The sequence below is a fragment of the Bradyrhizobium sp. USDA 3364 genome (genome assembly GCF_054056355.1).
In genome coordinates, this window is record NZ_JBSRYG010000002.1 from 688241 (window position 1) to 710999 (window position 22759).

Sequence of the window (22759 nt, forward strand, 5' to 3'; positions counted from 1 at the left end):
GTGCGGCCGACCTGACGCCCGGAGCGGCGACTAAAGGGGACTGGCATGCGCGTTTTGCTGATTGAAGATGACAGCGCCGTCGCGCAGTCGATCGAATTGATGCTCAAGTCCGAGAGTTTCAACGTCTACACGACGGACCTCGGCGAAGAAGGCGTCGATCTCGGCAAGCTTTACGACTACGACATCATTCTTCTCGACCTCAACCTGCCCGACATGTCCGGTTACGACGTGCTCAAGCAGCTCCGGGTGTCGAAGATCAAAACTCCCATTCTGATCCTGTCCGGCCTCGCCGGCATCGAGGACAAGGTTAAGGGTCTCGGCGTCGGCGCCGACGACTACATGACCAAGCCCTTCCACAAGGACGAACTGGTTGCCCGCATCCACGCGATCGTGCGCCGCTCCAAGGGTCACGCCCAGTCGGTCATCCAGACCGGCGATCTCGTCGTCAATCTCGACACCAAGACGGTCGAGGTCGGCGGTCAGCGCGTGCACCTGACCGGCAAGGAATACCAGATGCTGGAGCTGCTCTCGCTCCGCAAAGGCACCACGCTCACCAAGGAAATGTTCCTCAACCATCTCTACGGCGGCATGGACGAGCCGGAGCTGAAGATCATCGACGTCTTCATCTGCAAGCTCCGCAAGAAGCTCGCCAACGCCTCCGAGGGCCGCAACTTCATCGAGACCGTGTGGGGCCGCGGCTACGTGCTGCGCGAGCCGCACGAGGCCGACGAACGCATTCCCGCCTGACCTTCTCTACTTGGCTACGACTCGAACCCCGCCGCAAATGGCGGGGTTTTTGTTTGGGATTGAACCCCCGCCCGGCATGCGCCGACCAAGGGAACGTGCAATCCTGCGTCGCGCGAATCCCGACGAACTTCCGGACCGCCCCGACATGATCCTGCAATCCCTCGCCGGCCTGCCGGCGTTCCTGGTCTATTTCTGCACGGCGCTGATCGCCGTGGTCGCCTACCTCTTCGTCTACACCCGCGTCACGCCGCACGACGAATTCCAGCTGATCCGCGACAATGATCCGGCGGCGGCGATCGCGCTGGGCCTCAGCCTGCTCGGCTTCGTGCTGCCGGTAGTCAGCGCCATCGCCCACTCCGCCAATGTGATCGACTGCCTGATCTGGAGCATCATCGCGCTGATCGTGCAGATCATCGTCTATTACATCGTGAAGATCCCGGTGCCGAACCTGTCGGCGCGGATCGCCTCCGGCGAAATGGCCGCCGCGATCTGGCTCGGGCTGTCCTCGCTGGCCGCAGGCGCGCTGAACGCGGCCTGCATGATCTACTGAGCCGGTGAGCCAAGTCATGGCGCGCAAACCGAACCCGGAATTCGGCAAAAGGCGACCGGTGGTGCCGGCGGTGCCGCTGCCGCCGGATCCACCTTCCAAGCGCTCCAACCATGTCGCGCTGCTGGTGATGGGCACGCTCGCGGTCGGCGGCGGCGCCTATGCGCTGATGCCGCGACAGAATTGCCAGCCGATCCCGCCGCCGCCTGCGGGCATCACCGCACCGGGCGCGCCCGCGCCGGCCCCCCTGCAACCCGGCGCCGATTGCGCGCCGCGCAGCTCGTCGTCCGGATCGGGCGGCGGCGGTGGCGGCTCGTCGCGCAGCAGCTTCTACAGCAGCAGCTCCTCGTCGGGCGGCTCTTCGTCGTCGTCGAGTTCATCGTCAAGCTCGTCGGTGAGCCGGGGCGGCTTCGGCTCGTTCGCACATGCGTTCGGCTTCGGCGGCGGCTGACAGGCATTTGCCGTGTCATCGGCGCGTCATCGCGCTTTCGCTTGCCCGGCGATCGCGGCTGATGGACACTCGGCGCGGCTCCGCAGATGGCAAGAAGCAAGGGTTGCGTCCATGAAACGCTCGCGCCGCATATGGCTGAAACTGATGGGAAGCGTCGCGATCGGCGCAGCCTCGATCGGCCTGACGCCAGGCCACGCCCGCAGTCGTCACCATGCAGGGCAGGCAACGAAGAAGAAGCCCCAGCAGGTGTCGCCCGCCGGCGGCTTCGGCGGCACGCCGCGCAGCATCGCCCGCTACGGCGCTGACGACGTCTCGCACGGTGGCAGCTGACGCCAGGCTGACGCGCCCGCCCGAGGATCACGGTCCCCTTCATGCAACGCATCACATGTCCCGAGCGCGACGACTGGCAGGCGACCGCCGAGAACGCCGGCTTCACCTTCCACAGCATTGACGGCGAGCGTTACTGGGACGAGCGCGCCTATTACGCCTTCACGCTCGACGAGATCGAGCGCGATATCGAGGGCCCGACCGGCGAGATCGACGCGATGTGCCTCGAGCTCGCCGGACGCGCCGTCAAGGACGAACGCTATCTGCGCCGACTGAAGATACCGGAGGCACATTGGGATCTGATCGCGGCAAGCTGGCGCCGCAAGGAGCCCAGTCTCTACGGCCGGCTCGACCTCAAGTTCAGCGGCAGCGGCCCGGCCAAGCTGCTCGAATACAATGCCGACACCCCGACCTCGATCTTCGAGGCCGCGGTGTTTCAATGGACCTGGCTCGAACAGGCGATCCAACGCAACCTCATCCCGAAGCGCGCCGACCAGTTCAACTCGATCCACGACCGGCTGATCGCGGCCTGGAAGACCATCGGCGCGACCCAGCCGCTGCATCTCACCGGGCTGACCGGAAATGCCGAGGACGCCGGCACGCTCGCCTATCTCGAGGACACCGCGGCGCAGGCCGGGCTGAAGACCACTGTGCTCGACATCGAGCAGATCGGGCTGCGCGACGACGGCCAGTTCGTCGACCTCGACGAGCGCCCGATCAGGCTCGCGTTCAAGCTCTATCCATGGGAGTGGATGTTTCACGACGCGTTCGGCAAGAACCTCGCGACCGCGCCGACGCAATGGATCGAGCCGCCGTGGAAGGCGATCCTGTCCAACAAGGGCATCCTGCCGCTGCTGTGGGAGATGTTTCCGCGCCACCCCAATCTGCTGCCGGCCTATTTCGAGGATGATCCGCAGGCCGCCCAGCTCGGCAGCTCCTTCGTGCGCAAGCCGATCTATTCGCGCGAAGGCGCCAACGTCGAAATGGTCAGCGCCGGCCTCACGCTGGTCGCGGAGCAAGGCCCCTACGGCGCAGAGGGCTTCATCCGGCAGGCGCTGGCGCCGCTGCCGAATTTTTCCGGGCAGTATCCCGTGCTCGGCAGCTGGCTGGTCGACCAGAAGCCGTGCGGGCTCTCGATCCGCGAGGACGAGAATCCGATCACCGGCAACACCTCGCGCTTCCTGCCGCACGCGATTCTGTAGCTGGGAAAAGTTGAAGCGAGCCTAATTCTTTCTCCGTCATCCTGAGGAGCCGCGAAGCGGCGTCTCGAAGGATGCACGGCCCGGCTGGTGGCCGTCGATCCTTCGAGACGCGCGCAAAAGCGCGCTCCTCAGGATGACGGGGAAAAGCTTAGCCAGGCTTTGTGCTCGCTGGAGCTGCACTCACCGCGCAGCGGACGCGACGGCCTTCAGCACATGCAGCGCGGCACCGGCGCGCGCGACCGGAGCGGTGCTCGGCTGGTAGAGCCCGCGGCGGTCGGGATAGGGCCGGAACAGATTGGTGATGCCGACCACGGATTCGGCGGCGCCGAGCGCCAGCACGCCGTCGGGCTCGAGCATCCGGGCGATCTTGCCGAAGATCGCGGCCTTGGTCGTCTGATCGAAATAGATCAGCACGTTGCGGCAGAAGATCACGTCGAAAGTGCCGAGATGCGAAATGTCCTGCAGCAGATTGAGTTGGCGATGCTGCACCATGCCGCGGATATCGGCATTGAGCTGCCAGAGCTCGCCCTTCTGCGTGAAGTGCTTGACGAGGAGCTGGATCGGCAGGCCGCGCTGCACCTCGAACTGGCTGAACAGGCCGGCCTTGGCCTTTTCCAGCACCGCCTGCGACAGGTCGGTGGCGATGATCTCGAACCGCCAGCCGGAGAACAGCGCGGTCATTTCCTTCAGCAGCATCGCGATCGAATACGGCTCCTGCCCGGTCGACGACGCCGCGCACCAGATCCGCAGGCTGCGGCGCGCCGCACGCGCCTGCGCGAGCGCCGGCAGCACCGCTTCCTTCAAATGGTCGAACGGAATCTTGTCGCGAAAGAAGAAGGTCTCGTTGGTGGTCATCGCTTCGACCACCTCCGACGTCAGCATCTCGGCGCCGCCCTTCATCCGCTGCACCAGCCCGGGAATGCCGGCAAGATTCGACCGGCGCGCCAACGGCACCAGGCGGCTCTCGACGAGATATTGCTTGTCGCTCGACAGATCGAGGCCGGAGCGTTCCTTCAACAGCTTACGCAGATACTCGTAGTCCAGCGGCGTCACGAACGGTCTCCCGCAAACACGCGAACAAGCTTCGGTGCGATCTGATTGAGCGGCAGCACGGCGGCGCAGATGCCGGCGTGGACCGCGGCGCCGGGCATGCCCCACACCACGCTGGTCGCTTCGTCCTGGGCGATCACGCTGCCGCCGGCAGCGACGATGTCCTTGCCGCCGCGCATACCGTCGGAGCCCATGCCGGTCAGGATCACCGACAGGATGCTGCCCTGCCAGACGTCGATCGCGGAGGTGAACATCGGATCCACTGCGGGCTTGCAGAAATTGACCGGCGGCCCGTCGTCGAGCGCGATCACCGGATCGATGCCGTGACGGGCAATGCGCATGTGGCGTCCGCCCGGCGCCAGATAGATCTGGCCCGGCTTGATGGTCTCGCCGTCGATCCCCTCATGCGCGGGCCGCTTGCTGGTGCGCGCCAGATGCTCGGCGAGAATGGTGGTGAAGGTCGGCGGCATGTGCTGGGTGATCAGCACCGGGAAGCGATCGATCACCGCGCCGATCTCCGCGACCAGCGCCATCAGCGCCTGCGGGCCGCCGGTGGAGGAGCCGATCAGCAGCACCTTCGGCGGCAGCAGGCCGAACGAACGGCGCGCGATTTGAGCCGGCGCCGTGTGCGCGGCTGCGGGAGCCGCCGGACGCGGCCTGTCGTGGCCAGGCGCAAGCGGCGGGCTTGCGGTCGTGTGCACGGTGCTGCGCCGCGCCTTGGCGCCGAGATGACGGATCTTCTGGATCAGGTCGTGGCGGAAAGTCTCCGCGGCGGTTGCCTCGCGGGTGCTCTCCGGCTTCGGAATGTAATCGGCCGCGCCGAGCGACAGCGCCTTCAGGCTGATCTCCGCGTTGCGGCGGGTCAGCGTCGAAGCCATGATGATGACGAGGTCGCGCTTCTTCGCCAGCAGCTGCGGCAGCGCGGAGATGCCGTCGAGGTCGGGCATCTCGATATCGAGCACCGCGACGTCGGGGTTGATGCGCTCGAGCTGGTTGACGGCATCGAGGCCGGTACGCAGCGAGGCCACCACCTCCATGTCGGACTCTGCGCCGATCCAGCGTGAGATCATCCCGCGGATGACCACGGAATCGTCGACCACCATCACCCGCACCTTGTCGGAACGGGTCGATGTCGGAACCGCAGTACTTGTCAACGCAACACTCATGACTTCACCAGCGACGCAACACGACGCACAACAACCGTTGAGCCGAAGGCTTCTGCCGCCGGATCGAACGGGGACCTAGATGAGGCCGACTTCCTGGAACTTCGCGGTGACGATATCCCGGTCGAACGGCTTCATGATGTATTCGTTGGCACCGGCATGCAGCGCGCGTGCGATATGCGCGACGTCATTCTCGGTGGTGCAGAACACGACCTTGGGCTGATCACCGCCGGGCATGCGGCGGAGATTGCCGAGAAACTCGTAGCCGTCCATGACAGGCATGTTCCAGTCGAGCAGCACGGCTTCAGGCATCGCGCGCTTGCAGGCTTCAAGCGCCTTGGCGCCGTCCTCGGCCTCGACGATCGTGAAATCGAGCCCTTCCAGGATGCGGCGGGCGACCTTGCGAATGACGCTGGAGTCATCGACAACAAGACAGGTTCTCATCTGCGACCTCACCTTCCTCATCCCCGGTGGGATGTTTCAGTTCTTCAGTTCTATCGGCCCTGTTCACGCCGCTTTGGCGTCGGGCACCAGTTCGAGCACGCGATCGACATCGAGGACGACCATGAGCTGGCCGTCGAGGCGGTGGACGCCGCCGGCGAGCTTGGCCATGCGGGGATCGAGGTTGACGGGATTGTCCTCGCGGCTGTCGTCGGGCAGCCGCAGCACCTCGCCGATCTGGTCGATCAGCAGGCCGTAGGATTCGCCGCGCTGGTCGACGCCGACCGCCATCGGCGGCTTGCCGTCATCGGCCTTCGGCAGCCCGAGCCGGGCGCGCATGTCGACCACGGTGACGATGCGGCCGCGCAGATTGAGCACGCCGGCGATCTCGCTGGAGGCCAGCGGCACCCGCGTCAGCCGCTCCGGCATGAACACGTCCTGCACCCGCGAGATCGGCAGGCCGAACAGCTGCCCGCCGATCACGGCGGTGACGTATTCGGCCATGGCGCCTTCAGCCGTCTCGGTCTTGCTGGTCATCACTGTTACCCCTTCAAGCCCGATCAAGCCGCCCGGCGCAGTTCAGCGGTCTGTTCTTTCAGCGCCGCGATCAGTCCCGGACGATCAAATTTTGCGACGTAGTCGTGGAAGCCGGCCTGCCGGCCGCGCTCGATCGCCGCCGGCGACACCATTGCCGACAGCGCGATGATCGGCAGCTGGTTGAGATTGTGGTCGGATCGGATGTTCTCGGCGAACTCAAACCCGTTCATCTCGGGCATCTCGATGTCGGTCAGCACGACGTCGAAGCTTTGCCCCGAGCGCAGCGCGGCGAGCCCTTCCTGTGCGCCGCCCGCGGTCCTGACCTTGTACCCGGCGGCCTTCAAGACCGGCGCCAGCATGTTGCGGAAGAACGCGGAGTCGTCGACCAAGAGCACCGATTGCGCCGAGGCCGAGGGACGCATCTCCTTGCGCGAGAACCAGTCGGCGAACGCCATCGGCAGGAAGTGGCCGACGTCGATCACCTCGGTGGCCTGGCCCTTGATCACGGCCGAGCCCAAAATGCCGTCCTGCGAGCCCGCGACCTCGATGTTGAGCCGCTCCTCGACGATGTCGATGATCTCGTCGACCACGAGCCCCATCGAGCGGCCGTCGTCGGCGAACACCAGGATCGGCTGCGACCCCTGGCTCTGCACCTCGACGCCGGCCATCTGCACCAGCGGCATCAGCTGCTCGCGGTACTGCACCATGTAGCGGCCGTTCGAGAGCTCGATCTTGTCGGTTGCGATCTCCTCCAGGCGGGTGACGAGGCCGAGCGGCACCGCCTTGGGCTGCGAGGAGCCGGCGCGGAACACCAGCAGCGAGGTGAGCTGCTCGCCGCTCGCGGCGTGCGCACTGGCGTTGTCGTCGGCCATGTCATGGGCCGAGGAGCCGGCGGCGCCGAGTGCCTTGGCGATGCCGTTGGGGTCGATGATCATGATCACGGCGCCATCGCCCAAAATGGTGTTGCCGGAGAACATGTCGATGTGCCGCAGTTTGGTGGACATCGGCTTGACCACGATCTCCTCGGTGTGGAACACGCCGTCGACCACGATGCCGAACGTCTGGCTGCCGACCTGGGTGACCACGATGAAACCGTTCTCGGCATCGCTGGTGGTCGCGCCGTCGTCGATCTTCAGGAGCTTCTTGAGATGGATCAGCGGCAGCAGCTTGTTGCGCAGGCGCAGCACTGCGGTGTCCTTGATCCGCTCGATGCGGTGCTCGGAGTTGGCGCGGGCCCGCACCAGCTCGACCACGGACAATTGAGGGATCGCAAAACGGTCGCCGCCGGCTTCCACGATCAGCGCGGAGACGATCGCCAGGGTCAGCGGGATCTTGATGGTGACGGAAGCGCCCTCGCCGGCCACGCTCTTGATGTCGATGGTGCCGCCGATCTGGTCGATATTGGTGCGCACCACGTCCATGCCGACGCCGCGGCCGGACACCGAGGTCACTTGCGCCGCGGTCGAGAAGCCCGGCGCGAAGATGAACTTGTGGATCTGGGCCTCGGTCATCTTCTCCAGCTCGGCCTCGGTGACGAGACCGTTCTGGAGTGCCTTGGCCTTGATCCGCTCGGTGTTGAGCCCGCGGCCATTGTCGGCGATGCAGATGATGATGTGGCCGCCCTCGTGATAGGCGGACAGGCGGATGGTGCCCTGCTCTCCCTTGCCGGCCGCAACCCGCTCGGCGGTGGTCTCCAGGCCATGATCGGCGGAGTTGCGCACCATGTGCGTCAACGGATCCTTGATCAGGTCGAGCACCTGGCGGTCGAGCTCGGTGTCGGCGCCGTGCATCTCCAGTTCGATCTGCTTGCCGAGTTCGCCGGAGAGGTCGCGGACGATGCGCGGCAGCTTCTGCCAGGCATTGCCGATCGGCTGCATCCGCGTCTTCATGACGCCTTCCTGCAGCTCGGCGGTGACGTTGGAGAGCCGCTGCAGCGGCACCTTGAACTCGGTGTCCTCGTTGCGTCTGCTGATCTCGAGCAGCTGGTTGCGGGTCAGCACCAGCTCGGAGACCATGGTCATGAGATGTTCGAGGGTGTCGACGTTGACGCGGATCGACTGGTTGGCGATCTTGTCGCCTTCCTGGACGTCGGTCTCGGCTGCGGTCTTGCGGGCCGGCTTCTTCGCGGTCTCGGCCGGCTCGGCTGCAGGTGCTGCGGCGGCGGGCTTCGCGACCGGCGCGGGTGCCGTCACTTCGGTCTCGGTCTCGCGGAAGGCGCGCTCGAGCTCGTCGAGCGAGACCTCACCCGGACGCAGCGGACGCTCCAGCGTCTGCGCCACCAGCGTGCCTTCGCTCATCGCCGCCTGCACCGACGGCGCTTCGACGACGGGCACGTCGTCTTCAGCGGCTGCCGGCATCGACTGCGTCGAATCGGACATCGCCGCCATGCCATGCTCGACCATGGCCTCTAACTGATCGATCAGGTCGCGGTCGTTGCCCTCGGGCTCGGCCTCGGTCGCCTCCAGCCCGCCCAGGATCTCCTTGATGCGGTCGATCGAGGACAGGATCAGCGTTACGGCTTCCGCCTTCACCGGCATACCGTCGCGGAATTTGCCCATCAACGTCTCGCCGGCATGCGCCAGCGCTTCCAGCCGCGGCAGCCCGAGGAAGCCGCAGGTCCCCTTGATGGTGTGCACCAGGCGGAAAATGTTATCCAGGATCTTGGCGTTGTTCGGATCCTGCTCGAACTGCACCAGCTGGTTGTCGACCGTATCCAGGCTCTCGCTGCTCTCCGTCAGGAACTCGCGCAACAGATCGTCCATGAAAACCAACCTTCAAATACGCAGCGGCACGCGGCATCGACGCGCCTGACGGAACTTGGGTCAGCTTCTCCGCAAAGCGTTTAAGTTTGGTTGAGCAAATGGAAAAGAACGGGATCAACAAAGAGATAAGGCCGCGCGATTGAATCGCGCGGCCCGTCGTAACCTTTGATTAATGATGTTCCCGCGGCGGCGTTCAGGACGCTGCGATGATGACCTTGTCGCCGTCGAGCATCAGCGTCACCTTCAGCCCGCAGGCTTCCGCCAGCAGGCGCGTGTAATGCGGCTGCACCGCATGCGCATCGACCGTGTTCGACGAGCTTGCATTGAGCAGGTCGACGATGTTCTGCGGCACGCGCGCGTTGAGACCCGCGGCCGTGATGCGGAAGCTCATCGCCTCGCCCTCGCCGGCCGGATCGATCGTGAGCGTGCCGCCGCGCGGGATCGTCTGCTGCGCGATCACCAGCATGTTCAACAGCAGCTTGACGCGATTTTTGGGCAGCAGCAGCCGCGGCAGATTCCAGGTCAGCGTCACCTTGCCGTCCTCGATATGCCCCCTCGCCATGTTCTGGGCATCGCCGAGGTCGATCTGCGCGCCGGAGGAACCGGCGGCACCGAACGCCAGCCGGCAGAACTGCAGCCGCGCCGAAGCGGTCTTGGCGCTCTTGCGGATCAGGTCGAGCGCGAAGTCGCGATCTTCGGGCTTGGGATTGTCGTCAAGGACCTCGAGCCCATTGACGATCGCACCGACCGGACTGATGAGATCGTGACAGACCCGCGAGCACAGCAGCGCTGCGAGTTCGAGCGCATCGGGAGCGGGACCGGGAGACGAAGTGCCAGACATCAATTGTTTCCTGGAAAGCCGCACGCCGACCGAGGAGTGCGAATCACGCATGCCTGTCGGCTTGATACACCGGGCAGACGGATGCTGCCAGCTTGCGGCAGGACTGATAAAGCATGATCCGGAAAAGTGGAAACCGGCTTTCCGAAAAGATCATGCTCAAACAAGGAGATGCGATCATGACGCGATGCCTTGTCATCGCATCACGATCTCAGGGAACACAAACAGGATATGAGACCCCGCCCATGAATAAGGCACAGCCGTCCCTGATCGGCTGCGAGGCCGCCGCCACGCTGCTCGAATCGCTGACTGAACTGGTAATCCGCGCCGGCGAGGCGATTCTTGCGGTCAACCGGTCCGTCATGAATGTGACCGGCAAGAGTGACGGCTCACCGGTCACCGAGGCCGACCTCGCCGCCGATCGCATCATCGTCGAGGGACTGACGCGGCTCGCGCCGCATGTGTCGCTGCTGTCGGAGGAGCGCGTCCATCTGGCGACGCCGCCCTACAAGGGCAGTTTCTTCCTGATCGATCCGCTCGACGGCACCAAGGAGTTCGTCGCCGGCCGCAATGAATTCACCGTCAATGTGGCGCTGGTCACGCAGGGCGTGCCGCTGCTCGGCATCGTCGGCGCGCCCGCGCTCGGCCTGATCTGGCGCGGCATCGTCGGCAAGGGCGCGGAGCGGTTGACGCTGCAGAACGGCGCGGTTGCGCAGGCCGTGCCGATCAAGACCCGTCCCTGTCCGCCGCGCGGCGCGCCTTGGACCGTTGCGGTGAGCCGCTCGCATGGCGATGCGCGCACCGAAGCCTTCATCGACCAGCGCGGCGGCGCCGTCCGCGCGGTGCTGGGATCGGCGGTCAAATTCGGCCGCGTCGCCGAAGGCCAGGTCGATGTCTATCCGCGTCTGTCGCCGACATCCGAATGGGATGTGGCGGCCGGCCACGCGGTCGTCGTGGCAGCCGGCGGCAAGGTCACCGATTCGCACGGGCACCCGTTGCATTTCGGACTGGGCCGCGAGGACTTCCTGGTGCCCGAATTCATGGCCTGGGGCGACCCCGCCGCGGCGCCGTGATTACTGCGCGAGCCTCTCTTCCAGCTCCGGCCAGCGCGCCGCGGCTTCCTTCAGATAGCGCGCGGGATCGGCGGCGAAGGCATCGCGGCTGTGTTCCCGGTTGAACAGATAAAGCCTGTTCCCGACGACGGCCCAGAATCGCGGATTGCCCGCGCAGGTCACGCCTCGCACCAGATCGGTCGGATCGTAGCCGCCGAACTGCGGTCCATAGATTTCGGGATGCGCCACGAACGAGGCGCGGTTGCCCTCGTTGCGGAAACGCCAGACCACGCCGCTCTCGGCGGCCTCGAATTCCGGCCGCCCCGGGGTGGCGGCGGCGTCGGTGAAATAGGCGACGGGATCGAATCCCTCGATCGCAAGTCCCGAGTAGCGGTTCGTCACCACGCGCTCGGTCGTGGTGGCCCGAACAGGCAGACCGGGCGCGACGGCCGCCAAAATGCCCGCCAACAGGCCGAAAAACGCCATCCCTCGGCACCATCCATATCTTTCCTGCCGTTGTGCCGTCATAGTTGGTACCGATAACATCCGAGTCGAGGGGACACTGGGCGCAACCTAGAGCCGTGCCTGTTGGCATCGGGTTAAGGGGCAACGCCCAGATTTCGATAGCAGGGGTTCTTTATGACTTTCGCATCACGCCTTGCCGCGGTCGCGTTTGCCGCGCTGATGTGCTGGAGCGCAGGGGCGTCCGCGCAGCAGCCCCCACCGCCGCAATATCCATCGCCACAACGTGAACCGACCCCGTATACTTACGGGCCCGACGAACTGGTTGGCGCCGGACACAAGTTCTTCGGCAACGTTTCGCGCGGGCTCGCCTCGGTGATCGAACGCGCCGTCAGCCAATGGGGTCTGCCCAACGGTTATGTGCTCGGCGAGGAAGGCTCCGGCGCGTTCGTGGCCGGGCTGCGCTATGGCGAAGGCACCCTCTACACCAAGAACGCCGGCGACCTCCGGGTCTATTGGCAGGGTCCCTCGGTCGGCTTCGACTGGGGTGGCGACGGCGCCCGCACCATGACGCTGGTCTACAACCTGCCCTCGACGCAGGCGATCTACCAGCGCTTCGTCGGCATCGACGGCTCGGCCTATATCGTCGGCGGCTTCGGCATGACGGCGCTCACCGCCAACAACATCGTGCTGGTCCCGATTCGCTCGGGCATCGGCTTGCGGCTCGGCGCCAGCGTCGGCTATCTCAAATACACCCCGCGCGCGACCTGGAACCCGTTCTAGATCGCAAGCCCCGAGGGGGATGAGTGCGCCGGGGCGCTCCGCTACGGTTAGCTATTCAGGTTAACGCGGCGATCGGGCTGGCCTTTGGCTGGCCCGCCGTGGCATTGTGATTAACAAATTCCCTCTTTCCTTGGAGTGACCCTTCATGATCGAGCCGATCATGTACGCGGCGATCGGTTTCCTGATCTCGATGCTGTGCGGCCTGATGATCCTGCCGCTGGTGCATAACCGGGCGGTGCGGCTGACCACGCGCCGGATGGAGGCGGCCACCCCGCTGTCGATGGCCGAGATCCAGGCCGACAAGGACCAGCTCCGCGCCGAATTCGCCATGTCGGCCCGCCGGCTCGAGATGAGTGTCGACCAGCTCAAGAGCAAGACCACGAGCCAGCTCGCCGAGCTCGGCAAGAAGACCGATGCGATCAACCGCATGAAGATCGAGCTCGGCGAGAAGAACGCCGCGATCTTCGCGATGGAAGCGCGCGAGAAGGCCATGAAGGAGCAGCTTCGCGCCACCGAGGAAGAGTTCTCGGCCAAGACCGATCTGTTGCGCAACGCCGAGCAGGCGCTGACCGACAAGCAGAGCGAACTCGGCAAGATCAACGCCGAGCTCAGCGACCGCTCGATGACGGCAGACAGCCGCCAGATCGAGCTGGTCGCGGTCAGGACCCAGGTCGAGGAATTGAAGAACCGGGTCGACGATGCCGCGCGGGAGTTCGCGGCGACCGAGGCCCGTCTCGCGCAGGAGCGCAGCCAGTCGGAAACCGCGACGCGCGATCTCACCGACGCGCGCGGCCGGGTCGAGAATCTGAGCCAGCGCGTCACCGATCTCGACCGCCAGCTGATCGTCCAGGTCAAGGAAGCCGAGATGCTCGGCAACCGCGTCACCGACCTCGAGACCCGGCTCGCGACCCAGGGCAAGCTGCTTGCCGAGCGCGAGTTCGAGAACGGTCAGTTGAAGCAGGCCAACGCCGCCGCCGAGCGCACGGTGCAGGAGCTGCGCGAGGAGATCGCCGCGGCAGGCGGCGGCAAATCGTCGGCGCTCGAGAAGCTGCGCCAGGAGAAGGCCGCGGTCGAGGAGCAGCTGCGCATCATCAGCGACGAGCGCGGCAAGCTGCAGCGCGACATCAACGCGATCCAGCAGCAGGCCGAGAGTTCGTGGGCGACCGAGCGGATGGAGAACGCGCTGCTGCGCGAGCGCATCAACGACATCGCGGCCGAGGTGGCCAAGCTCGCGATCCAGCTCGAGGGGCCGAATTCGGCGATCGAGGCCATGCTGGCGGCGGAGCCGACCGTGCCGGCCAAGGCGGCCGCCAAGCCCGCCAACGGCGCCGCAAGCGGCGTCTCGCAGGCAAGCGGCATGCCCGAAGGCGGCGGCACGCTCGCCGAGCGCATCCGGGCGCTGCAGTCACACGCCTCCCGTGCCCGCCAGCAGGGAGTCTGATTCCGGCAGGTCTCGATTCTTGCAGGTCTCGATTCTTGCAGGCCTCGATTCCTGCAGGGTTTGGCTTGACACCCCTACCCCGCACTTCGTAAATCGCACGCTCTGACGAAGCGCCACTATTCGACCGGCCGCCAGCGGCCGTTGGCACGTCACGTCCCGGACGCATAGCTCAGCGGGAGAGCGTTCCCTTCACACGGGAGAGGTCCAAGGTTCGATCCCTTGTGCGTCCACCATTTAGCTCCAGATTTCAAAGATTTAATAGATTGATTCCCTTAGCGTGTGCCCCAGAGGAGTCGGGGCACAACGGGGGCACATCGCTTGCGGCACGGCTAGCAAAGAATCGCTTCCTGTCCGGCCGCTGCGATTTCGAGGCTGATCAATGCGCTTGGCTGATCCGAATACCATCGTAGGCGGACCCCTTGGCTGCACCTACGAGCCTGCCAGCAGCGTCTTCGCTGCTGTTGCTCAGGTGCCACGCGCGACGAACTGGGTTTTCGCGCGACAGGCGAACTGACGCCGGGGCGACGGGAAGAGCCCGCCCGGCGTTCGAAGGATTCGATTCCACGGGCGACAGGAAGCCGGAAACCGGGTGCGAGCGGTCCCGCCGGCGGTCCGGTTCCGGATCCGCTCCGATTTCCAATCCTTGGAATGCGGGTTCCGAGGATGGCTTCGCGCCGACGCCGAACCAAAGATTCCGGCCGGCCGACAAGGCGCCTCCGACGCCCGGCGCGCCGGTCAGGAATCGGCGCATGTGCGCCAAACAGCGTCTTCGCAAGGAGATCGTGAGGAACGCAGGCGATTGTCGAAGCAGCCGAGAAATCTAGCGGAAAGGACGCTGACCACGAGGATTGAATAGCACGTGTCGCGAGCTGATCGTTCGCTGGCGCGGTCTCACCGCCTCGCCTTCTTGGGCGGGGATCAACCGGTGGAAAACGACTCGGAAAATACCAGCCACCCAGCCTGCTGATCGGCGCGCCCCGGCCACTCGTCCTCCGCAGATAGGCCTCCCAAACTCGTCACTCTGGATCTTGCCGGACGAAGACCTGCTGTCCTTTGGGACGCACGTCGAACATCGGATGCCCCATGGCAATGCGGAATGTCGTGCGGTGTACACCCATCGCCGCAAAGCAGTCCTCAAGCGTAGTGTTATCATCGACGGCATGGTGCATTGCGGACTCTGAAACTCCCGCGCGCATTGCGTGCCTTAGCAGCTTGAGGACTTCGTCATCGCCTTCCGAGCAGTAAAATTTCAAGCGCATCCTGCCGCGGACGAGATAACAGCCCTTCATCCCGGGCTCCCGATCCTCGCCGCGCTCTACCACGGCGTATCTTGGAATGTCCCGAATGTCCGGAGGCAACCGCTCGCCGTCCTCAGACGGGGAGCCGACGCCATCTGAACCGCGTCCGAGACGCGCCAGAAACCGAATTTCTCGATCCAATCGGAGAATGCATTGGCCCAACCCGGACCGAGCGGCTCGTCGGGCCAAGCCTTGTGTTCCCACATGTCGCGCAATTGGCGCACCGCAGCCCGCCATTCCGGGTTGGATGCCATAGTCGTTCGCCTGTGGACAGACAGTTCAAATCGTGTGGAGTCCTAAGCCCCGGTGGCTCTCGCGAACCAGCTATGTTCATGCGGATATTGGTAGAAAGATATTTGTTGGGACGGGGCAGCGACTCTTGGATCGGATCGGTGAATTGCGGGGAAAGCGATTCGACAAACCCACCGGACGAAACGTAACAGACCGACAGGCGGCGCCCTATCCATCCCAGCCACGTCTATCTTTCAGGAAGATCATCCCGTCGAACGCGGCCAGTTTGGCCTTCGCTTCGGACTCATATCGCCGTCTCGCCGTAACGAAGCGTCCTGCGGCTTTTTCGGTGAGCCTGCCGCCCCATGAACCATCCCCGTTCTGGAAGATGGTGATGTTGTGTTCATCGGTATTGACGAAGCTGTTGCCAAGCGACGAGATCCTCCAGCGGCGGTCGAGCCAACGGCTCTTGCGTCCAGCGGCCCCTCTCAGTGCACGCTCGCGTCGCCCCGGCTCGCAATCATGCCCGTGAGGCACCGCCGTATTCTCTGCTCTCAGCAAGCCGCTGTTGTAGATGCCAAGTTGAGAATATGGCTCGGGCAACGGGCAGCAGTTCAAGGAAACCCAGACGTTCAGAGCGACGAATAAAACCGAGCTACCGGTACACCCGGACTTGCCGCTTGGTCCATCACAATTGCCTTGCTCAGCCTGAAGTGCGTGAGGGGGTGCGATCATCAGCCGGCCGGGCGACGAGCAAGGCGGCTCGATCCAATGTGGAACCTCTACGGAGCGACTGAAACTGGCAGTTTTCTAGCATACTGACCTGGGTTTATCTCGACGACCTCCAACGGAGAACCTTCATGTACATACCACCCCACTTTCGAGATGACGACCTGGAGAACATTCGAGCGACAATCCGCTGCGCCCGATTGGCTAACCTGATCACGGCCACATCAGACGGGCCCCTTGCGACGCCTCTTCCGCTCTTTCTCGATGAGAGCGAAGGCGAACACGGCGCGCTGTACGGCCACCTAGCGAAGGGCAATCCGCAATGGCGCACGCCCCCGATCGGAGAAGCTCTCGCGATCTTCGCTGGCGCAGAGGCTTATGTGACGCCATCTTGGTATCCCAGCAAACGACAATCTGAACGTGTGGTGCCGACATGGAATTACATCGCGGTCCACGCCCATGGGCCGACCGAGTTCTTCGAGGATCCCGATCGCCTGCTTGAAATCGTGACGCGTCTGACGAATATCCATGAGACGTCACGTGCGACGCCTTGGGCCGTCAGCGATGCTCCCGCGGATTTCATCGCCGCCCAGTTGCGTGAGATCGTCGGCGTGCGCATCCCCATCACCAGGGTCGAAGGCAAGCGCAAGATGAGTCAAAACCGCCCCGCTCCTGACCGCCTTGGTGTCGCCACCGGCTTGGCGGCGAGCAAACTGCCACGGGATCAGGAAGTTGCAGCTCTTATCCTGATTCAGGGCTGAGGCTACAATGCGCAGGACTGGCGCCAACAGGGCCGGTCGACAGAGAGCGAGCCTACATCTGCAGCTCTCACGGGCTCCAGCGGCATTAGTCTTGCCGTGACGCCGGTCGAGGCATTGCGGATTGGCTGCAGCGGCGTCCTCTCAGTCGAAAGTTGTTCAACACCCCGGAGCTTCGACTTAGTATTCCGAGTACTGAGAACCCAATTTGCCTCACTAGAATGAACCGGTCTCGGAGAGATCAACCTGGCCCATCGATTGACTCGCAGAATTCACTTACGGAACGGTCAGCTCGAATTTACCGCACCGTGTAGACTCTTGTCCGTATTCTGACAGAGATGCAATGTCGTGTCAGGTCCAGTGCAGCGCGCATAGTAAGCGTTGAGACCTTCCAAAGTCCTCCCGGCCTTATTGCATGCCAACGCTGGCTGGCACGGCCATTGCTTCAACTAAATCGATCCAGAAACAGAGCTAAAGAAGCAGCAATGCTCACGCTCTCCACCCGCCCTCTCGCCTCGGAAGAACAGTCCGCCCGTTCAGCTCCCTGGTGCACGTTGCATCCGTGACGACTCTGTTCGAACCGCGACGATCGCCCCAGACATGTAGACCAGTAAATATCTAAGTCTCGAACACATTCTATCGCACGACCACATTTGCCTTAGGTTTATGCATGAAATCCGCGATTATTTTCGACTGGAATGGCACGCTGCTCGATGATGCCAACGCGGTGCTGCAAACCATCAATGCAATTTTGAGCCGCTTCGGTCGCGCAGCTGTGGATATGCACAAGCTTCGAGAGAAGTTCGAACTTCCTCCTTCGGTTCTTTTCCGCAACCTGGGCATGTCGAAAGATGAAATCGAAGTCGTACAGAGCAACGACAACGCCATTTTTCACGACACTTATGAGTTCCTGGCGCGCAACGCGGCCTTACGTAAAGGGGCTCGAAATGTTTTGCTCGCCGCTGATCAGCGAGCCATCCAAACCGTCATTGTCAGCAACCACATTGTTGGACCAATTCGCACGCAATTGCGAAGACTTGGGATCAAGACTCACGTCACCGACATCTTGGCATTTGAGAGCCGCGCAACTCAGTTTATGAGCATGAGCAAGCAAGAACGGCTGCGCTTGTATATGCAGGCTAATGATCTATCCCCAGAAAGAACTGTCATCGTGGGCGATATGCCAGTTGAGACCGAGATTGCCCGCAATCTTGGCCTTATCAACGTATCAATCGTGGGTGGATATGTTTCCGAAGGGCGCTTACGCGCGGCAGGGCCCGACTACATGATTTATGATCATCATGAATTATTACCAATCTTACGGAAGCATTGCCTTTTTGAGGGCAGTTGAGTGATTGCAATAACATAACTGAACGTCTTCCGTCGGCTGCCGCTCTCTTTGCACCATATTCGGTGGGTGAGGTCGACGATCGAGCTTCTTTGTCGCTCGGTCGAATCATCGGTTGGTCCGAGAACTCGCGCCAAATAGCGCAATTCGTTGCCATGGGGGCTACATGTTCTTCTTTCGCCTGGCACGTTGCTTGCTGAAGATCATCCGCCTCGAAAAGCAGAAACTTCAAGGGCTTGGAAAAACAACATGAGCACAACGGCTTTGATCGGTGACGTCATTCCGGGCGCCGATGTTCTGAAACGTGCAGCGCGCATCGGTGCCGAAGTCAAAAATATCGAGCTATCGGGCGATCTACCGGACCGCACGATCGCTGCGATCAACAGCTTGCTGCTCGAGCACAAGGTGATCTTCTTCCGCAACCAACGACATCTCAATGACGTTGAACAGGAGCGCTTTGCTGCTCGTCTTGGAAAGCTAACGCCGCATCCGATGCTCGGCGCCGCCAGGGGGACGGCCTCGCTCCTCGAACTGGACTCCACTCGCGGCGGCGGTCGCGCCGATGTTTGGCATGCGGATGGGACCTTCGCCGATGCCTATCCCAAGATTTTAGTCCTGCGGGCCGTAGTAATGCCAGCTTTCGGAGGCGACACCGTGTGGTCGAACACAGCTTCCGCGTATCTCGATCTGCCGCCGCCGCTACAACGGCTTGCCGAGGAGCTATGGGCCGTTCACAGCAACGTTTTCGATTACGCCGGGATCGCGCGTGTCCGCGAGGTGGACAAGAAACACTTCGACGAGGTATTCACCAGAACGGTTTTTGAGACCGAGCATCCCGTCGTGCGCGTCCACCCCGAAACAGGCGAGCGGACGCTAGTGCTCGGAGCTTTGGTGAAGCACTTTGTTGGGATCTCCAAATACGACGGACAAAAGCTCTTCGATCTGTTCCAGTCTCATATCACCGCGCCCGAAAACACTGTGCGCTGGAACTGGTTAGTGGGCGATATCGCGATATGGGATAACCGCGCAACGCAGCATTACGCCGTCAACGATTACGGGGACGGGCATCGCGTCGTACGTCGGGCGACAATCGAGGGCGACGTGCCTATCAGCGTCGATGGCCGGAGCAGTGTACCGCGCTTGAAGGTCACCGAATAAATGCCGATCGACGCCAGGCGCTCTTGCGTCTGAAGACAGAGAAAGCCGGGGCAATCAGAGTTATTTCGGGGCAGACGCAGGAACACGCTTTCCGACACGATATCTTAGCTCACGGGCCAAACCCGGCAGCGTCTCGGTTGATGCATCGTACTGTTAGCTTTGACTGGCAACTTCGAGAAGCCTTGAGCATCACTGTCATTCGCCGGCGACCGGTACGCGGCCGCCACGTTTCAATTTAGAAAATCCTCGATCCGTGGCCATAAAGCGCGCCAACATGGGAGCGATGAGCTTAGTCGGTTCGACCACTTGACCACCTTGACGCGTAAGGGCTTCTGCATATGCAATGAGATCGCGATGCACGGCCGCCGGCAGCTCCGCGCTCACTTTGACCGGCTTGTCATCTGGAAGCTCTCCTATTTTGAGCTTTGGCATGTTGTCACCCTCTATACGGCGTAAGTATGAGGTCACGATTGACAAGAACACGAACCGGGAAACCAGGTCGTACGGTCAAAGTAGGCTGGATGTTGAGACTGCGTCGAACCACCTGCTGTCCGGTTTCGTTTAGTGAGTCGGAGGCACCGTGTCGTAATGCCTGGATGATGGCGCTGTCGTTGCTGTTGGTGTCCGAGCCGGCCCCCAGTTCAGTCCCGACCGCCAGAAACGTCGATAGTGCCGCAGCCTTGAACAGCTCGCCCCAGTGATTATCGACCTGATCTTCGAGGCCTGCATATCCGGCAGCGTCAGCGCCAGATTGTCGCTCGAGAACGATGGAACGTCCATTCGGCATGATCAGCCGGGTCCAGACGAGTAGGACGCGTGACTGGCCGAAAGTGACCTGGCTGTCGTAGACCCCGATCAGACGCGCGCCCTGCGGCACTAACAAGAATCGACCGGTGGGTGTGTCGTACACGTTTTCTGTCACCTGCGCGGTGATTTGGCCTGGAAGATCCGATCTAATCCCCGTAATCAGAGCTCCCGGAATCACAGTTCCAGCCTGTACGATGTAGGGTGAAGCCGGCCGAGTAATGCGGTCAGGGCTTACCGTGCGACGATCCACAGAGGCGTTCACGAAGGCAAGCTTGCGGTCCTGGCCGTTCTGCGCAGATCCATCGTCGCCAGTGCTCGTTGCGTTCGGTAGCACGGCGCGGTCGCTTCCAACCGTCGCAGCGGTGGGCGCACGCACTCCTCCTCCATTGGACGAAGCGAATAGATGACTGATGCGGGCTGCCTCGGACTCTTGATCTCGGCGCTGCTGGTCCGGATCAGCGCCGATCGCCGGTGGCTGGCCTTGGGCGGCAAGGATCGGTCGACCGAGATCCCCGGGGAGCGGCGGACCAAGCTGTGGGACGGGTTGGCGCGGAACGCCAGCATAGTCCTTCGGCAGCGTCGTAATGCCGTCCGCAACATTGTGGTGGTCGGTACTGTAAAGCTCATCGGCCGCTTGATTACGGGAGCGATTGCTCTGTAGCGACCACAACACAGTTCCGCCGATGACGAGCAATGCAACGGCGCTTCCGCCGGCCAAGACCTTCCGCGACAACCGCGTGACGCGTGGATGGTCAGCTCTCAAGCGGAAGCTTTCGGACGGCTCGCCTTGTGTCGCCGGCGGAACTGCTTGCTCGTGATCGTTTCCATTGTTCATGACGACGGCCTCCCGTCGGTCCTGACAATACGGACCTTCTGCTGGTGCTCGCCGCCGAGCCGCAGTTCGGCGGCTGCAAAGAGTCGATCGACAATCAATACGTTGCCGTAAGCGCGATAGTTGACGAGTTCGGTCTTGCCATCTGGACCGATGACAAAGAGCGGAGGCATCTCGCCTTGCACGATGCCTTGCGGGAATTCGACATAGACCTTGCGGCCATCGTCATATGCGGCGAGCGGCCGCCAGGGAGGACTGTCCCCCTCGATGGCATAGCGGGAGATGCGCTGCGCCGGACCCGGAAGAACGGGCTTCAGCGCAGCTGAACGCGACCGTTCGCGTACCGCCTCTGGATAGTACCAGGCAACAGACGGCATGTATGGTCGCTCGCGGGAGCGGAGTTCGATCAGGTAAGTGCGCCGGTCAGTATTGACCACCAGGTTGGTCTCAATCGAAGCTCGGGTCGGCTTGACCAGGATATGGACGCGCCGTGTGTCGCCGCTCCCGCTCTCGGTATCGCCCACGACCCAGCGTACGGTATCTCCGGCCGCGATCGGCCCTGCTCCAGTCAACTGTTCTCCTTCCTCGAGCGCGATATCCGTGATCTGCCCGGGCGCGGCGTAAACCTGATAGAGTGCGCCAGGACTGTAAGCGTAGATTTGCGCCGCGTTGAAATACCCACGTTTGCGCGGTTCGACCCTCGCTGCGCTGTTTGCCGTCTCAACCCGGCTCACGGGTTCGGGCTTTTCCTTCTCGGCCGATTTGCCGCCGAGAGTTGGCTTCCAGAGCGGTGGAACGTGAAGCGGCCGCGAGCTGTCGTCCAGTGCCACTGGAGCTGCCGGCAGCGGCGGGACCTCCGCGTCATAGCTGATCTCCGGCGGTACGTAGGTCGCGCACCCGCCGAGCGCCGACAAACAAAGCAAGAGCGCCGACAGGAGCGCTTGCTTTGAGGTCACAAACTCGGGCCGAGGCACATTGAGCTTGCTGTGCAGGAGGAAACGCTTCGAATGAACGTCAGACGGCGTCTTGGTCACTGACTCAACTCCTTTGACCAGTTGATGGCGCGGACGTAGACGCCAAGGGGATTCTTGCGCAGGCGTTCGGCATCGCGCGGCGTTTCGATCACGATCGTAAGAATCGCGGTCCAACGCTCCGTCGAGCTCAACGATCCGTTGTCGTAGGTGCGCTGAGTCCATGCGACCCGGAAGCTTTCCGACGACGCACGAATGACGCTCGAGACGTCGACAGAAATTTGCGCCTTACCCAGCTTGGCAAAGGGGTCATTGTTGCGCGCATAGTCGTTCAGCGCAGCGGCGCCACGATCCGTCGTAAAATCATAGGCCCGGAGCCAGTTTTGGCGCAGAACGATGCCGTCGGCGGGCAGGCCTCTAACATCCTCGATAAAGCGCGCCAGATGGTAGGCTATCTGAGCGTCGTTGGGTTGATAGTCGATGTTGGCCGGCGCAACCCTTTGTGTCCGGCCGAGTTGATCGACTTCGACCACCCAGGGCGTGATCGAGCCTTGGCTCGATTGCCAAACAAGGCTACCTGCGAGACCGGCTGATAACGTCAAGCAACCGAACGCCATCAAGCGCCAGTTCTTGGCCTGCACGCGGGCAGATCCAATGCGTTCGTCCCAAACTTGGGCTGCCTTTTGATAAGGCGTGATCGGTTCGGGCATGCGCCCGTAGTGAACTGATGGTCGTTTGAACATCGATGTTTGCCCCTGCGATCAAGTGATCGGTTTCAAGTCGTGCGAGGGAAGGGTTTGAGGTGCTGCTCTGCGTTGGGGTGC

The 22759-nt window shown here is 62.9% G+C and carries 24 protein-coding genes and 1 tRNA gene; 12 read left to right on the top strand and 13 right to left on the bottom strand.

Annotated elements, in window-relative coordinates; genetic code table 11:
- Positions 1-45: 45 nt before the first annotated feature.
- The 5 genes from ctrA (at position 46) to ACVILL_RS03520 (ending at position 3274) form a co-directional block, all read left to right on the top strand.
- The gene (ctrA, locus tag ACVILL_RS03500) at positions 46-747 is read left to right on the top strand and encodes a response regulator transcription factor CtrA (RefSeq protein ID WP_016848562.1); all 702 of its coding nucleotides are present in this window, start codon (positions 46-48) and stop codon (positions 745-747) included.
- Between the two features lie 145 nt (positions 748-892).
- Positions 893-1297, top strand: coding sequence for a DUF350 domain-containing protein (locus ACVILL_RS03505; protein WP_021081906.1), 405 nt, complete (start codon positions 893-895; stop codon positions 1295-1297).
- Positions 1298-1313: 16 nt separating this feature from the next.
- Positions 1314-1745 carry a hypothetical protein gene (locus ACVILL_RS03510; RefSeq protein ID WP_456727875.1) on the top strand — a complete coding sequence of 144 codons (432 nt, stop codon included), beginning with the start codon at positions 1314-1316 and terminating at the stop codon, positions 1743-1745.
- 111 nt (positions 1746-1856) lie between these two features.
- Positions 1857-2075, top strand: coding sequence for a hypothetical protein (locus ACVILL_RS03515; protein WP_456727876.1), 219 nt, complete (start codon positions 1857-1859; stop codon positions 2073-2075).
- Between the two features lie 41 nt (positions 2076-2116).
- Positions 2117-3274, top strand: a complete 1158-nt coding sequence (locus tag ACVILL_RS03520; protein ID WP_456727877.1) for a glutathionylspermidine synthase family protein — start codon at positions 2117-2119, stop codon at positions 3272-3274.
- Positions 3275-3454: 180 nt separating this feature from the next.
- Here the strand turns inward: ACVILL_RS03520 and ACVILL_RS03525 are convergent, their stop codons facing one another.
- From ACVILL_RS03525 to chpT, 6 genes are all read right to left on the bottom strand, one after another.
- Positions 3455-4327, bottom strand: a complete 873-nt coding sequence (locus ACVILL_RS03525; protein ID WP_456727878.1) for a CheR family methyltransferase — start codon at positions 4325-4327, stop codon at positions 3455-3457.
- The gene (locus tag ACVILL_RS03530; protein WP_456727879.1) at positions 4324-5490 is read right to left on the bottom strand and encodes a protein-glutamate methylesterase/protein-glutamine glutaminase; all 1167 of its coding nucleotides are present in this window, start codon (positions 5488-5490) and stop codon (positions 4324-4326) included. Before ACVILL_RS03530 ends, ACVILL_RS03525 begins: the two co-directional genes overlap by 4 nt.
- Positions 5491-5565: 75 nt before the next feature.
- Positions 5566-5931 carry a response regulator gene (locus ACVILL_RS03535; protein ID WP_021081912.1) on the bottom strand — a complete coding sequence of 122 codons (366 nt, stop codon included), beginning with the start codon at positions 5929-5931 and terminating at the stop codon, positions 5566-5568.
- A 63-nt stretch (positions 5932-5994) separates the two neighbouring features.
- Positions 5995-6465: a chemotaxis protein CheW gene (locus tag ACVILL_RS03540; RefSeq protein ID WP_456727880.1), complete on the bottom strand. Its 471-nt coding sequence runs from the start codon at positions 6463-6465 to the stop codon at positions 5995-5997.
- A gap of 23 nt (positions 6466-6488) precedes the next feature.
- Positions 6489-9227, bottom strand: a complete 2739-nt coding sequence (locus tag ACVILL_RS03545; RefSeq protein ID WP_456727881.1) for a hybrid sensor histidine kinase/response regulator — start codon at positions 9225-9227, stop codon at positions 6489-6491.
- 193 nt (positions 9228-9420) lie between these two features.
- Positions 9421-10068 (bottom strand): histidine phosphotransferase ChpT, encoded by a 648-nt coding sequence (chpT, locus tag ACVILL_RS03550; RefSeq protein WP_456727882.1) that lies wholly within the window; start codon positions 10066-10068, stop codon positions 9421-9423.
- A 242-nt stretch (positions 10069-10310) separates the two neighbouring features.
- Between chpT and cysQ the strand changes: the two genes are divergently transcribed.
- Positions 10311-11138 (top strand): 3'(2'),5'-bisphosphate nucleotidase CysQ, encoded by an 828-nt coding sequence (cysQ, locus tag ACVILL_RS03555; RefSeq protein WP_456727883.1) that lies wholly within the window; start codon positions 10311-10313, stop codon positions 11136-11138.
- Here the strand turns inward: cysQ and ACVILL_RS03560 are convergent, their stop codons facing one another.
- Positions 11139-11603 carry a YHS domain-containing (seleno)protein gene (locus ACVILL_RS03560; protein ID WP_456727884.1) on the bottom strand — a complete coding sequence of 155 codons (465 nt, stop codon included), beginning with the start codon at positions 11601-11603 and terminating at the stop codon, positions 11139-11141.
- 153 nt (positions 11604-11756) lie between these two features.
- Here ACVILL_RS03560 and ACVILL_RS03565 point away from each other — a divergent pair, with 153 nt between their 5' ends.
- From ACVILL_RS03565 to ACVILL_RS03575, 3 genes are all read left to right on the top strand, one after another.
- Positions 11757-12362, top strand: coding sequence for a DUF1134 domain-containing protein (locus ACVILL_RS03565; RefSeq protein WP_456727885.1), 606 nt, complete (start codon positions 11757-11759; stop codon positions 12360-12362).
- A gap of 145 nt (positions 12363-12507) precedes the next feature.
- Entirely contained in the window at positions 12508-13803 is a 1296-nt protein-coding gene (locus ACVILL_RS03570) for a hypothetical protein (RefSeq protein WP_456727886.1), read from the top strand.
- A 158-nt stretch (positions 13804-13961) separates the two neighbouring features.
- Positions 13962-14036, top strand: a tRNA-Val gene (locus tag ACVILL_RS03575).
- A 783-nt stretch (positions 14037-14819) separates the two neighbouring features.
- Here the strand turns inward: ACVILL_RS03575 and ACVILL_RS03580 are convergent.
- Positions 14820-15092, bottom strand: a complete 273-nt coding sequence (locus tag ACVILL_RS03580) for a hypothetical protein (RefSeq protein ID WP_456727887.1) — start codon at positions 15090-15092, stop codon at positions 14820-14822.
- Between the two features lie 468 nt (positions 15093-15560).
- Complete coding sequence (locus ACVILL_RS03585) at positions 15561-16067, bottom strand: hypothetical protein (RefSeq protein ID WP_456727888.1); 507 nt, start codon at positions 16065-16067, stop codon at positions 15561-15563.
- Between the two features lie 125 nt (positions 16068-16192).
- On the opposite strand from ACVILL_RS03585, the gene ACVILL_RS03590 reads away from it, so the two are divergent.
- The 3 genes from ACVILL_RS03590 (at position 16193) to ACVILL_RS03600 (ending at position 19325) form a co-directional block, all read left to right on the top strand.
- Positions 16193-16822, top strand: a complete 630-nt coding sequence (locus ACVILL_RS03590; protein ID WP_456727889.1) for an FMN-binding negative transcriptional regulator — start codon at positions 16193-16195, stop codon at positions 16820-16822.
- A 667-nt stretch (positions 16823-17489) separates the two neighbouring features.
- Positions 17490-18170 (top strand): HAD family hydrolase, encoded by a 681-nt coding sequence (locus ACVILL_RS03595; protein ID WP_456727890.1) that lies wholly within the window; start codon positions 17490-17492, stop codon positions 18168-18170.
- A gap of 246 nt (positions 18171-18416) precedes the next feature.
- A complete protein-coding gene (locus tag ACVILL_RS03600) occupies positions 18417-19325 on the top strand; it encodes a TauD/TfdA dioxygenase family protein (protein ID WP_456724630.1) in 909 nt (302 codons plus the stop codon).
- Between the two features lie 195 nt (positions 19326-19520).
- Here ACVILL_RS03600 and ACVILL_RS03605 read toward each other — a convergent pair whose 3' ends face one another.
- Genes ACVILL_RS03605 through trbF form a run of 4 tightly spaced genes read right to left on the bottom strand, consistent with a single transcriptional unit; the run spans position 19521 to position 22678 of the window.
- Positions 19521-19757: a DUF2274 domain-containing protein gene (locus ACVILL_RS03605; protein ID WP_050421574.1), complete on the bottom strand. Its 237-nt coding sequence runs from the start codon at positions 19755-19757 to the stop codon at positions 19521-19523.
- A 4-nt stretch (positions 19758-19761) separates the two neighbouring features.
- On the bottom strand, positions 19762-20967 hold the full coding sequence (locus tag ACVILL_RS03610) for a TrbI/VirB10 family protein (protein WP_456727891.1): 1206 nt from the start codon (positions 20965-20967) through the stop codon (positions 19762-19764).
- On the bottom strand, positions 20964-21998 hold the full coding sequence (gene trbG / locus ACVILL_RS03615) for a P-type conjugative transfer protein TrbG (RefSeq protein ID WP_456727892.1): 1035 nt from the start codon (positions 21996-21998) through the stop codon (positions 20964-20966). The genes ACVILL_RS03610 and trbG overlap by 4 nt, the downstream gene beginning before the upstream one ends.
- Positions 21995-22678 (bottom strand): conjugal transfer protein TrbF, encoded by a 684-nt coding sequence (gene trbF, locus ACVILL_RS03620; RefSeq protein ID WP_456727893.1) that lies wholly within the window; start codon positions 22676-22678, stop codon positions 21995-21997. The genes trbG and trbF overlap by 4 nt, the downstream gene beginning before the upstream one ends.
- Between the last annotated feature and the right edge of the window lie 81 nt (positions 22679-22759).